Raw genomic sequence first — 12,430 nt, forward strand, 5'->3', positions numbered from 1 at the left:
CTTTGTGGTGTGTGAATGGATCGTGCGCTGCCGGGCGGACGAGGAAGCGGTTTTGGTTTGCCATCTCCTTGCAGAGCAGGCTGCTTCGTTGTTTGCTGTCCGTGATGCGGAATTGTTTGTGTTGGCGGTGCATGAAGCGGTCGTCAATGCTGTCAAAGCTGTTCAACGGGCGGGGATGGAGGCGGGGACGATTTCGCTCTCCTTTTTCGTCACAAGCGCTGATGTGGCCGTGGCGGTTGAGGATGAGGGCGGCGGCGTTCCGGTGGAAGTGATCGAGCAGCTCGATCAAATGACGCTCTCCGATGTATTGCTCGCCGAATCGGGGCGAGGGCTCTTGCTCATCCGCGAGATTATGGATGACGTTATGTGGGTTGAGCGGAAGGGCGGCCGGTGGATGCTTGTCATGAAAATGAGTCGGAACGCGACATAGCGGGCTTTGGTGCAATGACGCACTCATGTGATCGGAACGAATGCGGGTGGTGGCGGGGACAGGGCATGGCTGGTCAACGATAGGGGGATACAATGAAACAGCATCGGTTGTCGTTTGAATTGGAAACAGTTGTAGAACGCGCATACAAATGCATCAAGCTAACCGGACGGCTCGCCTACGATACACAGCTCGCGGCGGAACAAAAGCTGGCGACGGCGGTGGCTGCCGTCAAGCACCGCCTTGTCGTCGTCGACGTGAGCGGCCTTCAATTTTTGGACAGCACTGGATTAGCGCTCCTTGTCCGCTTTTTTAAGCAAATCGTCAGCGCCGGCCGCGCCATGGCCATCGTCGTCCGGGATAACGCCGCTATAGAAAAGATTTTGCTGATAGCCAAGCTCGACCGGCTGTTGCCGATCGTTGGCGATGAACAACAGCTGTTGTCCCTTGCACCGCCAAGCTCTTTCGACCATATGAGCCAAGAGGCGTTGTATTCGGCCTGGCGTCGGTGCGAATTGTAGATGGCATGGTGCGCTGCCATCATGACAACAGATCGTTGTTCTCGTATCGCCGTCAATAGCCCCCGAGCGACGCACGTTCGCCCGGGGGCTTTGCCTGTCTTGGCCGGGAGCATCACCAATCAATGCATAACCATTGTCAAATCAATCTTTCGGGTTTAGAATGAAATCAAATAGGTGATGACGGGCGGCTCGGCGCCGCAGTGGCAACGGAGAGGAGAGTGTCGCAAACATGCGGCGGGTGCTTATCTATTTGCGGCCATACCGGAAGTGGATGGCGTTAGCTTGGTTGTTTATGTTGATCGAGCTCATCATCGAGCTTTGGCAGCCGCTGTTGATGGGGAAAATCATCGACGATGGCGTCATGAAACAGGATGTTGCGGCCATTTTCACGTGGGGAGCCGTGATGCTCGGGGCGTCGCTGTTAGCGTTTGCCTCGGGCATCGCCAACTCATTTGCCGCTGCCTACGTCGGTCAGGAGTACGGATTTGCGCTGCGGACGGCGCTGTTTGCCAAAATCCAATCGTTTTCACTTGCGCGCATCGAACAGCTGTCGCCGGCCTCGCTCATCACCCGGATGACGAACGATGTGACCCAAGTGCAAAACATGTTGTTTATGAGTTTGCGCATCGCCTTTCGTGCACCGCTTCTGGTCGTCTTTGGCGTCGCGATGGCGTTTGTTGTTCATGCGCGCCTAGCATTCGTTTTGGCGGTGGCCGTTCCGCTGTCCGCCGCTTTTTTATTGTGGATTGTGCAAAGGGCGGCGGCGTCCTTTTCCGCCGTCCAACGAGCGCTTGATCGCGTCAACGGCGTGATGCGCGAAAATTTGGCCGGCATGCGCCTCATCAAAGCGTGGATGAGAAAAGAATACGAGCAAGAGCGATTTATGGCGGCGAACGATGCGCTCATGGAGCGGACGATGGGCGTGCTGCGCCTCATCGAGACGATCACCCCGGTGTTGTTGGTTTTGATGAACACGGCCATTCTCGCTCTGCTGTTTTTCGGCCGCCTGGATGTTGAGTCCGGGACGGCGAGCGCCGGGCAAGTCGTCGCCGTCGTCAACTACGCGACGCGGGCGACGGCGGCGTTGTCGATGTTTACGTTTATTACCATGGCGTTCTCGCGGGCGCGCGCCTCGGCCGCCCGCCTCGCTGAACTGCTTGAGGTGCCGGAAGAGCGAAGCGGGGAGCACAGAGCCGATGGACCGATCGTCCGGCGCGGGGAAATTCGCTTTGAGCACGTTTCGTTCCGCTATCCAGACAGCGAACATGACGCGCTTTCTGACGTATCGTTTGTCATCCGCGCGCAAGAAACGGCGGCTATTTTAGGGGCGACTGGTTCCGGCAAATCGACGCTTCTTCAGCTCATCCCCCGGCTGTATGAACCAGGCGCCGGGCGAGTGTTGATCGACGGCATCGACGTGCGCGAGTTTTCTGTCGAACAACTGCGAATGTATGTTCGATTTGTTCCGCAGGAAGTGCTGCTATTTTCCGGAACGGTCGCCGACAACCTCCGCTTCGGCAAGATGACAGCGACGATGGAAGAGATCGTGCAGGCGGCTCGTGATGCGCAAATTCATGAAACAATCACTCGGTTTCCGGATGGATACGACGCACTGATCGGCCAAAAGGGCGTCAATTTATCAGGCGGGCAAAAGCAGCGGCTGTCAATCGCCCGCGCCTTGGTTGGGCAACCGCGCATTTTGCTTTTGGATGACAGCACAAGCGCGCTCGATGCAGAGACGGAAGCAAAGCTGCTCGCAGCGTTGCGGCGGTATGCGTGCACGACGGTGATGGTGACGCAAAAGGTGAGCACAGCGATGGCGGCGGATACGATTTTGCTTTTGGAAGACGGCCGCCTGATCGCGCAAGGAAGCCATGAACAATTGTTGGCGGAAAGCGAGTTATACCGTCGCATTGTCGCGACGCAGGAAGGAAAGAAGGGACCAATGGATGTCACTACGGCATAGTCCTCACGGAGCGCGCTTCGGGGCGAACCAGCGGGCAAAAAACAGCGTCGGCACCTTGCGGCGGCTCTGGGCATTTATCGCTCCGCAAAAGCGAAAGCTGTTTGCGGCTATGGCCATGGTTGTCGCCAGCTCAGCGCTGGCGCTCGCCGGCCCGTACGTCATCGGCTGGGCGGTCGATGTGTACATCGTCGAGCGGAGGACGGACGGTTTTTTAGCGACGCTCGTTTTGCTTCTTGCCATTTATATTGCCCTTGGCGCGGCGACGTTTTTGCAAAACTATTGGATGATCGATGTCGGCCAGCGGACGGTGCATGCGATCAGAGAGCGGTTGTTTCGCCATTTTCATGAGCTGCCGATTTCGTTTTTTGACCGCCGCCAGCAAGGGGAGCTGATGAGCCGGATTACAAATGACATCGACAATATGAGCCAGACATTTAACAGTACTGTTGTCCAGGTCGTCTCGAGCACGTTGACTTTGATGGGCGCTATAGTGGTAATGCTTTCACAGAGCGTTGTGTTGACGATCGTAACGCTTGTTGTCGTGCCGCTGATGTATGTGGGCATGCGCTGGATCACAAACCGGACGCGGGTGCGTTTCCGTGAGCAGCAACGGGCGCTCGGTGAGATGAACGGCTTTATCGAAGAGGTCATTTCCGGACAGAAAGTCGTGAAGCTGTTTTCCCAAGAAGAGCGGATGGAGTCTGAATTGGCGCGCAAAAACGCCGAGCTGAAACAAGCCGGGTTTTGGGCGCAAACGTATTCCGGCTTCATCCCGAAGCTGATGAACTTTTTAAACAACGTAAGCTTCGCCCTTATCGCTGGCGTCGGCGGATGGCTGGCGGCCAAAGGAGCGATATCGGTCGGGACGATCGTCGTGTTTGTCGAATACGCCCGCCAGTTTACCCGACCGCTTAACGACTTGGCCAACCAATGGAATACACTGCTGTCGGCGTTGGCTGGCGCTGAGCGGGTGTTGGAAATTTTGGATTTGCCGAAAGAAGAGGAAGACGAGCGGGAAGCGGCGGTCTTGGACCGGCTTGATGGACGCATCGAGTTTCGTCAAGTCGTCTTTTCCTACGACAAACAGCGCCCGGCGCTCGACGGCGTCACCTTTTCCGTCGCCCCGGGGGAGACGGTCGCGCTTGTCGGCCCAACTGGAGCCGGCAAAACGACCGTATTGCAGCTGTTGACCCGCTTTTACGATCCAGATCGAGGAGTGATTTTGATTGACGGGCGCGACAGCCGGACGATCAAGCGGGCGAGTTTGCGCCGGCATATGGCGTTTGTGCTTCAAGATACGTTTTTGTTCGCCGGAACGATCCGCGACAACATTCGTTACGGCCGGCTTGAGGCGACCGATGAAGAAGTCGAGGAGGCGGCGCGCCAGGCGAACGCCCACTCCTTTATTATGAAGCTGCCGGACGGCTATGACACCGTTTTGGCCCCAGGAGGCGGCGGAATCAGCCAAGGGCAGCGGCAGCTGTTGGCCATCGCTCGGGCGATGATCGCCGACCCGTCCATTTTGATTTTGGACGAAGCGACGAGCAACATCGATACGGTGACCGAAGTGCGCATTCAAGAAGCGCTCGCGCGGCTCATGAACGGCCGGACGTGCTTTGTCATTGCCCATCGGTTGAACACGATTCAACATGCCGACCGCATCCTTGTGCTCAACGAAGGCAAAGTGATCGAGCAAGGGACGCATGAAGAGCTGCTGGTTGCAAAAGGATTTTATTTCCAATTGTATCAGCGCTATTGGTTGCGCAGTGTGCATGTGGCCCGATGAGGAGTGGGCCTGCGCGGCGACGTCGCTCTTCCGCTGAACCGAACCGAAAACGAGCGCCCCGATCGTTGAACAAAGCCATGTGTCGCGAGGGTCGACGATCAGGGCGTCTTTCTATCGCTGTGTGAAACGCCGGCTTGTGTCGGGCGTGTCTTGCCAGCATAGGCTTAAGGACGCGTTCGCTCGGAGAGGCGCTTTTGAAACGCTTCGCGCCAGCTTGCGGATAAGGCCGGATGGCTGGCGATTTGCTTCATGGCGGTGGTGTTGTCGCGCTCGTGATAGTAAATGTGATTGATATACGCGATGGATAGCGCCCCCGCGCCCTGCTCGACGAGAACGAGCGGCGCGCCTGGAGCGACGACGCCCTCTTTGAGAACGCGAAAGTAAAACCCGCTTTTTCCTGTCTGGCAGACGGCTTTCGGCAAATCGGGCAGCTGATGTTTGAAGGCCAATTTGGAGCACGGCTGGCGCGGCTGTGACACTTGTACGAGCGCCGTGCCGGCGGCATAAATGTCGCCAAGACACACATCGTCTTCCGTCAAACCGAGAAGCGTCCAGTTTTCTCCAAACGCCCCCGCCGTAAACGGGCGGCCGTATCGCTCTTCCCAATAGACGAAATGCTCGGACGGATAGGCGCAAATCGCTTTATCTTCTCCTCCGTGATGGACGAGGTCGGCTTGTCCATCTCCAGCCAAGTTTTGTTTGCCGACCGCAACGGGATGAGTGACCGGCGTTTTGTCAATGCCGGTTGTGATCCGCTGGCCGCCGATGTGGATCGTTTTCGGCTTCCCGACATTAATGGAGAGAATCTGCATCGCGTTCACCCCCATACAGCGTCGGCGATGAGCCGGAAACTCGCGAGTTTATCTTTGAAGTCGTATGTAATCGTCACGAGCATGATTTCCTCTGTTTCATACTCTTCGCTCAGCCGATACAGCTCGTCTTTGACGCGCGCTGGACTGCCGACGATCATCCGCTTCCGGTTGTCCTCAATCCGTTTGCGTTCATACGGGCTGTATGGGTAGGCGGCTGCTTTTTCTGGGCTCGGCGTACCGTTGACGGCCATCCCTTGCTCGATCATGAGCAGCGTCAAGTCAAGGCTTCCCGCGATCCATTCCGCTTTTTCATCCGTTTCGGCGCAAATGGCAAATACAGCCACGAGTGTACGCGGCTCGTTCAAAAGCGGCGATGGGGTAAACCGGTCGCGATACAGCCGCATGTACTCTTCGCCGCCTTCGCCGTTAATAAATTGCGCGAAGGCGTACGGCAGACCTTTTTCCGCCGCCAGCTTCGCTGTTTCCGAACTGGAGCCGAGCAGCCACACGTCCGGAGGCGATTGCACAATCGGAGTCGCCTTGACGCCATAAAGCGGGTGGACGGGCGGAAGCGCATCGTGCAAATACCCAAGCAAGTCATCGATTTGTTCCGGATAGCGGTCCGCTGAACGCGGCCGGGCGTCTTGGAGCGCCATCGTCGCCCGCGGCATGCCGCCAGGCGCGCGGCCGATGCCGAGATCGACGCGGCCGGGGGCTAGACCAGCCAACACGCGGAAGTTTTCTGCCACTTTATAGGCACTGTAGTGCGGCAACATCACCCCGCCTGAGCCGATGCGAATGCGCGACGTTTTCGCCCCGATGTGTCCAAGCAGCACTTCTGGAGACGAGCCGGCGAGGCTGTTCGCGTCGTGATGTTCGGACACCCAAAAACGCTTGTAGCCGAGCTCTTCGACAAACTGGGCGAGCCGGACCGTGTTTTCAAGCGCTTCTTCCGCGGTCATGCCTTCGGCGATTGGCGATTGATCAAGAACGCTGAGCTTTAGCGGCATGATCATTTCTCCTCCCTCTAGAAATGTTGATTGTATCAAGGCTTTCTTTTCCTTGCGGTTGAACGCTCTCCCACCTACGCTCACGCGTGGAAGTGGGGGTCTTCTCGGCGCGAGATGATAAAAATGGTTAGTTCTTATTATGGGATGTTTCGTTTCTTGTTGTCCATTGATTTGCTTTTGCCATCCGACGGCAGCCAGCCAAAAAAACAGTCCGCCGTTTCAGCCGGCGGATGGCGGCAGACGCCGAAAGAGGATGACATTCTACAAGCGGATCGGGTTTTTTGGTTCAGCGGCTTGGCGGTCGATTTTTTGGCTGCGCCCCCGCCCGGAAAAGAACGAGAAAAACAGTTGTTTGACGCTGTCAACGATAAAGGAGCATCGTTCATACAGCGCTTCTTTTAAGCTATCGAGCTGGCGGGTCACTTTGTATTGCGCCGCCTCTTGCGCTTCAAGCCGCTCGATGACTGTCTGGTGAAAGACGTGCTGCAACTCGAGCTGTTCCACTAATTTTTGGTACAGTTTTTCTTGCCCTTCCAGGCGGGCGGCCATTCCTTCGGTTGTTTGTTCCCGCTCAGTCGATTGCCGCTCAAGCCGGTGCATCGCTTCACTTTGCACCATCAACGCTTCGATGACCGCTTGGCGCGCTGTTTCTTCTTTTGCGAACTGCTCCTCCCATGCGCGCCGCTGTTCGTGCTCCATCTGCTCGTGGGCGTTGACCGATCGTTCAAGGCGGGCCAGCGTTTCGGCGAGCTCCGCTTGCTCTCGTTGTCCGGCAGCGAGCAATTGCTCGAGCCGGTCGAACGCTGCCACCCATTGCTTGCTTTGCTCCGCCTGCAGGTTTTGCCCGGCATTAGAGGCATCAATGAAGCGCGAAACGGTTTCAGTTAGTTCGCGATACAGTTCAGTTTGCTCGGTTTGGCTTGCCGCCACCATCCCCTTGAGGCCGTCTAGCGCCTTGACGAGACGCCCGCTATGCTCGGCTTGTTCCGTTTGCCCGGCGGCAAGCGAACGCTCAAGCCGAGTCAAGGCATCGGCGATTTTCTCACGATCATCGGCTTGCTGCTTTCGTCCTTCCTCCACCGCCAGCTTGAGGCGAAGGAACGCCTCGGTCAATTGTTCAAGCAGCTGGGTTTGCTCTTCAATCATTTGTTCCGTTTTTGCGCGTCGGTAATAAAACACCGAATGCGAGGAGGGAGGCGGAGTTGCACCGTACACGCGCAGGGTCATCTGTTTGTTCATGTAAATCAATGGGAAAAGCCTCCTTTCCGTTCGTCTATGTGGCATCATATGCCGCTGCCGCTCGGTCGGTTTGGGCGGTTTATTTGTGGCGTTCCGCTCTCTTTTGGTATAATAGAAAGAGAAAAAATGGAAGAAAGGGTGTTAGGTATGCCAGCTGTCGAATCGAATATGTTTCCGCTTGGCAAACAAGCGCCCCCGTTTGCCCTCACGAATGTCATCGATGGCAACGTCGTTCGTCTTGAGGATGTGAAATCGGACGTAGCGACTGTCATTATGTTCATTTGCAATCATTGCCCGTTTGTAAAGCATGTACAGCACGAGCTTGTTCGCCTAGCAAACGATTATATGCCCAAAGGGGTGTCGTTTGTCGCCATCAACTCCAACGACGCTGAACAATATCCGGAAGATTCGCCCGAAAACATGAAAAAAGTGGCTAAAGAGCTTGGCTACCCGTTCCCATACTTGTATGACGAAACGCAAGAAGTGGCGAAGGCGTACGACGCCGCCTGCACCCCGGATTTTTATATTTTCGACCGTGAGCTGAAATGCGTTTACCGCGGCCAGCTTGATGATTCGCGGCCGAACAACGGCATTCCGGTAACCGGGGAATCGATCCGCGCCGCGCTGGACGCTTTGCTGGAGGGCCGTTCGGTGCCGGAAAAGCAAAAGCCGAGCATCGGCTGCAGCATTAAATGGAAGCCATCCGCGTAAACTGTTGCTTGACTTCTCGTTGTCGAACGGATATGATGAAGAAAGCGTCATTCGTTTGCTGTGGGATCATCGCAAGCCGTGCCGTTGCTGCTCATGGAGCTGGCGCGGCTTTTTCGTTGCCCGCTGTCCGCTTGACAAATTCACACTGGCGCCGCCACGGAGCGGCAAGGATGGATGAGAGGCAGGGCTTCCATTGTTTTTGTTTTCTTCTTTGAGTTTTCATAATCAATGTTATATAAACAAAAGGAGAAAAGTGAGATGGCGGAAAGACGATATCAAGTGTTTGTGTATGGGACGTTGCTGACCGGCGAGGACAACCATGATGTCGTAGCTCCCTATGTTCGCGCCGTATGCCCAGGGAAGGTGAACGGCCGTTTGTACAGCGTCGGCCCGTACCCTGCGCTTGTGCTCGGAGAAGAAGGGGAAGTGGAAGGGGAATGGTTGACGGTGACGGAGGAAGGGCTCAAAGCGATGGATGAGCTTGAAGACTACGCCGAAGGACGGGACGATAACGAATATGAGCGGATATGGGTCCGCGACGCCCACCAGCCGATCGAAGGGTACGTCTACGTTTACTTGCCGGAAAAAGCCGCCGGCCTGCCGATCATTTCGTCCGGCTCGTGGCGTCGGCGTGAGGAGAAAACGTAACATCAATAGCGGATAGAAAAAGTCGGCCGAGGAGACGATCGTCTCCTTGGCTGGCTTTTTTGTATAAATATTCGTCTTGTTTGAAACCGTTTGCAAAAAATTCATTATAAAAATACAGAAAAATTGATAAAAAAGTGTTGCCAAACGGCTTCTCTTTTTCTATAATAAAATCATGTTAGAAAAATAAACGCACGAATGTGAGGTAATGTAACATGTCAAAACCGTTCGTTTCCTCTACACAAACGGAGTTGTTAGAACAAATCAAAGAGAAGATCAAAGAAAAAAACGTTGAGCTTCTTCATTTGCAGTTTGTCGACATTGAAGGGATTTTAAAGCACGTGACCGTGACGGCTGAACAGCTTGATGATGTTGTCGAAGGGAAAATCATGTTTGATGGTTCGTCGATCAAAGGCTTCTCGCCGATCAACCGTTCCGACTTGTACTTGCTGCCGGATTTGAATACGTTTGCTGTTTTGCCGTGGACGGTCGAGGAAGGCTATGCGGAAGCGCGCTTTCTCTGCTCGGTGACCAACCCGGACGGCACGCTGTTTGAAGGCGACCCGCGCAACGTGCTGAAAAAAACGATCGAGCGGGCGGCGGAAAAAGGATATACGATCTCGGTCGGTCCGGAGCTGGAGTTTTTCCTGTTCAAAGCTGATGAAAACGGCAATCCGACGCTCGAGCTCCATGATGGCGGCGGTTATTTCGAACCGTCTCCAAAAGACTTGGGCGAGCGCGTTCGCCTTGAAATTTACCGCGCCTTAAAAGCGATGGGCTTTACGATTGAAGCGTCGCACCATGAAGTGGCGGAAGGCCAGCATGAGATCAACTTCAAATATGCCGATGCGCTCGGTGCGGCTGACAATGCGACGACGTACAAATGGGTTGTCAAAACGATCGCCAGCAAGTTCGGTCTCCATGCGACGTTTATGCCAAAACCAGTGTTTGGCATCAACGGTTCAGGCATGCATGTCAACATTTCCCTCTTCAAAGATGGGGAAAATGCGTTCTTTGATCCGAACGATGCGAACCAGTTGTCAGAAACAGCGTACCAATTCATCGCGGGCTTGTTGAAAAACGTAAAACACTTTGCAGCGGTCACGAACCCGCTTGTCAACTCGTACAAACGGCTTGTGCCAGGGTATGAAGCGCCTTGCTACATCGCTTGGTCCGCTTCCAACCGTTCGGCGCTCATCCGCATTCCGGCCAAACGCGGTGTTGCGACGCGCGTTGAGCTCCGTTGCCCGGATCCGTCGGCCAATCCGTATTTGGCGTATGCCATCATCGCTGCCGCTGGCCTTGACGGTGTCGAAAAAGGCTTAACCGCTCCGGCGCCGATTGATGAAGACATCTTCCATATGTCGGAAGAACGCCGTGCGGAGCTTGGCATTGACAACTTGCCGGAAAACTTGGGCGAGGCCATCGCTGCGTTCGAAAGCGGAGAAATCGGCCGCGCGACGCTTGGCGAGCACGTATTCAACGAATACGTCGCGATGAAAAAAGACGAATGGAACAGCTACCGCACGGCGGTCCACGCTTGGGAAGTCGAGCGGTATCAAGGGAAGTTCTGATCGAAAGCCAGCATCCAAAAGGTGTCCCGTCGCCATATTCGGGGCGCCTTTTTTCTGCAGGCGGCTGTTTGTCTTTATGGACGGCCGCGCGGCGCCTTCCGCCCGTCGGCCGCCAAGCCGTCGGTGTTCGCAACGTCATCTTGCGAGCGGGGACTAAAATATAATGATAGCATTTTTTATTTTTTAAAAATTCATAGTTGACATCTATGAATAATGAGATTTAAATTATAAGTAACGCGCTCAACCATTGCAAACGGAGGGAAACCAATGAAAAAACTGATCGTTTTTGTGTTTGTAGGATTTATCGCCCAGCTGATTGACGGCTCGCTTGGGATGGCGTACGGCGTCACCTCGTCGACGTTGTTATTGACGTTTGGCATCGCTCCGGCCGTCGCCTCGGCGTCCGTTCATTTGGCGGAAGTGGTGACGACGGCGGCGTCTGGCGCCTCTCATTGGAAGTTCGGCAACGTCGACCGCGGTATGGTCGGCAGGCTCATCATTCCCGGCTCGATCGGCGCGTTTGTTGGGGCATGCTTTTTAAGCAATTTGCCGGGAGATTTGATTAAACCATATGTATCCTTGTTTTTGTTGGCGCTTGGCTTTTACATTATTTATCGATTTTTAGTGTTGAACGGCCGCGCGCCGTCGGCGCCTGGAAAACAGTGGTCAAATAAACAGCTCATCCCGCTCGGATTGGCAGCCGGTTTCCTTGATGCGACCGGCGGCGGGGGCTGGGGGCCGATTGCGACGCCGGTGTTGTTGGCCAATAAAAGCATGGAAGCGCGCAAGGTGGTCGGCACGGTCGATACGTCCGAATTTGCCGTCGCGTTGTCGGCGACGCTAGGATTCGTCATTTCGCTTGGTTGGGAGCAAGTGAACTGGTACTGGGTGTTGACGCTCATGGTTGGTGGGATCGTCGCTGCGCCGATCGCCGCTTGGCTTGTGCGCAAACTGCCGTCCCATTTGCTTGGAGTGTTGGTCGGCGGGTTGATTATTTTGACGAACGTCCGCACGCTCCTGCACGCTTGGGAGGCGCCCGCGCCGGTGTATCCGACCGTTTATGGCCTCATCGTCATCGGCTGGGCCGCGGCGGTATGGCTGGCGATAAGAAATGGACGGAAAGGAAAAGCGACTAGCGGGGAGTTGGCTTCATAAGCATTGGGGGCGCTTGGTAAACGACGGCGCCTTTCCGTTGGCGGCAGCGTTGGATGCGAGCGGGTCGAGCAGCAGGGGGGCTTGTTCATGCTGCGGAGGGCAACGGTCGACAGCGCCTGCCCTCAAAAATAGCGCGCGGAGCAGTTGTTGCCCCGTTGACGACAGTTGAAACGAGAAGGCGGCTCTTGCCCTCTGATATTATCCCTCTAGTGTAGACAGTTGGGAAAATGCCCATACTGTCAGTAAAAACACTGGAGGGATTTGTTTATGTTCGAGACCAAGCAAACACCGAAAGGGAAGACCACTTATTCCGTGGAGTTTAAATGGAGGGCTGTCCAGATGTACATCGAAGAAGGATGGGGATATAAGCGGATATGCCAAGAGTTAGGGATTCCCTGCACGAAAACGATCAGACTTTGGGTAAAACGTTACCATGAACATGGTCTAAAAGGGCTCGAAGAACGGCGCGGGACATCCAAGTCTCCATTCAAGGGAAGGCCTCGAAAAAAAGAGTGCAGTTTAGAGGAAGAGAATCGAAGACTGAAAGCAGAGAATGATTATTTAAAAAAGTTACGAGAGCTGGC

Annotated in this window: 12 protein-coding genes; 9 read left to right on the plus strand and 3 right to left on the minus strand. The window is 55.1% G+C overall.

Translation table 11 applies throughout. The annotated features are described in order from the left end of the window. Positions 1-4: 4 nt before the first annotated feature. The 4 genes from BRO54_RS04695 to BRO54_RS04710 all read left to right on the plus strand — a co-directional run bounded on the left by BRO54_RS04695 (position 5) and on the right by BRO54_RS04710 (position 4,700). Positions 5-430, plus strand: a complete 426-nt coding sequence (locus BRO54_RS04695; RefSeq protein WP_074043252.1) for an ATP-binding protein — start codon at positions 5-7, stop codon at positions 428-430. Positions 431-522: 92 nt separating this feature from the next. After that, positions 523-948, plus strand: a complete 426-nt coding sequence (locus BRO54_RS04700) for an STAS domain-containing protein (RefSeq protein ID WP_074043253.1) — start codon at positions 523-525, stop codon at positions 946-948. A gap of 229 nt (positions 949-1,177) precedes the next feature. Further along, positions 1,178-2,914, plus strand: coding sequence for an ABC transporter ATP-binding protein (locus tag BRO54_RS04705; protein ID WP_074043254.1), 1,737 nt, complete (start codon positions 1,178-1,180; stop codon positions 2,912-2,914). Beyond that, positions 2,898-4,700 carry an ABC transporter ATP-binding protein gene (locus tag BRO54_RS04710; protein WP_074043255.1) on the plus strand — a complete coding sequence of 601 codons (1,803 nt, stop codon included), beginning with the start codon at positions 2,898-2,900 and terminating at the stop codon, positions 4,698-4,700. The genes BRO54_RS04705 and BRO54_RS04710 overlap by 17 nt, the downstream gene beginning before the upstream one ends. A gap of 164 nt (positions 4,701-4,864) precedes the next feature. On the opposite strand, the gene BRO54_RS04715 is transcribed toward BRO54_RS04710, so the two are convergent. The 3 genes from BRO54_RS04715 to BRO54_RS04725 all read right to left on the minus strand — a co-directional run bounded on the left by BRO54_RS04715 (position 4,865) and on the right by BRO54_RS04725 (position 7,770). Further along, positions 4,865-5,512: an MOSC domain-containing protein gene (locus BRO54_RS04715; RefSeq protein ID WP_074043256.1), complete on the minus strand. Its 648-nt coding sequence runs from the start codon at positions 5,510-5,512 to the stop codon at positions 4,865-4,867. Between the two features lie 5 nt (positions 5,513-5,517). Beyond that, on the minus strand, positions 5,518-6,522 hold the full coding sequence (locus BRO54_RS04720) for an LLM class flavin-dependent oxidoreductase (RefSeq protein ID WP_074043257.1): 1,005 nt from the start codon (positions 6,520-6,522) through the stop codon (positions 5,518-5,520). A gap of 261 nt (positions 6,523-6,783) precedes the next feature. Continuing rightward, a complete protein-coding gene (locus tag BRO54_RS04725) occupies positions 6,784-7,770 on the minus strand; it encodes a coiled-coil domain-containing protein (protein WP_074043258.1) in 987 nt (328 codons plus the stop codon). Between the two features lie 138 nt (positions 7,771-7,908). Between BRO54_RS04725 and BRO54_RS04730 the strand changes: the two genes are divergently transcribed. The 5 genes from BRO54_RS04730 to BRO54_RS04750 all read left to right on the plus strand — a co-directional run. After that, the gene (locus tag BRO54_RS04730) at positions 7,909-8,472 is read left to right on the plus strand and encodes a thioredoxin family protein (protein ID WP_033012764.1); all 564 of its coding nucleotides are present in this window, start codon (positions 7,909-7,911) and stop codon (positions 8,470-8,472) included. A 258-nt stretch (positions 8,473-8,730) separates the two neighbouring features. Further along, positions 8,731-9,120: a gamma-glutamylcyclotransferase family protein gene (locus tag BRO54_RS04735; protein WP_033012766.1), complete on the plus strand. Its 390-nt coding sequence runs from the start codon at positions 8,731-8,733 to the stop codon at positions 9,118-9,120. Between the two features lie 212 nt (positions 9,121-9,332). Continuing rightward, positions 9,333-10,691: a type I glutamate--ammonia ligase gene (glnA, locus tag BRO54_RS04740; protein WP_013523716.1), complete on the plus strand. Its 1,359-nt coding sequence runs from the start codon at positions 9,333-9,335 to the stop codon at positions 10,689-10,691. A gap of 267 nt (positions 10,692-10,958) precedes the next feature. Next, complete coding sequence (locus tag BRO54_RS04745; RefSeq protein WP_074043259.1) at positions 10,959-11,846, plus strand: sulfite exporter TauE/SafE family protein; 888 nt, start codon at positions 10,959-10,961, stop codon at positions 11,844-11,846. A 339-nt stretch (positions 11,847-12,185) separates the two neighbouring features. Further along, on the plus strand, positions 12,186-12,430 hold a 245-nt coding region (locus tag BRO54_RS04750; RefSeq protein ID WP_239691205.1), incomplete at its 3' end, for a helix-turn-helix domain-containing protein.

The sequence above is a fragment of the Geobacillus proteiniphilus genome (genome assembly GCF_001908025.1).
GTDB classification, from domain to species: domain Bacteria; phylum Bacillota; class Bacilli; order Bacillales; family Anoxybacillaceae; genus Geobacillus; species Geobacillus proteiniphilus.

Excerpts from the sequence above, each read along its gene's own strand:
- BRO54_RS04700 (WP_074043253.1), top strand. The coding sequence starts at position 523 with ATGAAACAGCATCGGTTGTCGTTTGAATTGGAAACAGTTGTAGAACGC.
- BRO54_RS04705 (WP_074043254.1), top strand. The coding sequence starts at position 1,178 with ATGCGGCGGGTGCTTATCTATTTGCGGCCATACCGGAAGTGGATGGCG.
- BRO54_RS04710 (WP_074043255.1), top strand. The coding sequence starts at position 2,898 with ATGTCACTACGGCATAGTCCTCACGGAGCGCGCTTCGGGGCGAACCAG.
- BRO54_RS04715 (WP_074043256.1), bottom strand. The coding sequence starts at position 5,512 with ATGCAGATTCTCTCCATTAATGTCGGGAAGCCGAAAACGATCCACATC.
- BRO54_RS04720 (WP_074043257.1), bottom strand. The coding sequence starts at position 6,522 with ATGCCGCTAAAGCTCAGCGTTCTTGATCAATCGCCAATCGCCGAAGGC.
- BRO54_RS04730 (WP_033012764.1), top strand. The coding sequence starts at position 7,909 with ATGCCAGCTGTCGAATCGAATATGTTTCCGCTTGGCAAACAAGCGCCC.
- BRO54_RS04735 (WP_033012766.1), top strand. The coding sequence starts at position 8,731 with ATGGCGGAAAGACGATATCAAGTGTTTGTGTATGGGACGTTGCTGACC.
- glnA (WP_013523716.1), top strand. The coding sequence starts at position 9,333 with ATGTCAAAACCGTTCGTTTCCTCTACACAAACGGAGTTGTTAGAACAA.
- BRO54_RS04745 (WP_074043259.1), top strand. The coding sequence starts at position 10,959 with ATGAAAAAACTGATCGTTTTTGTGTTTGTAGGATTTATCGCCCAGCTG.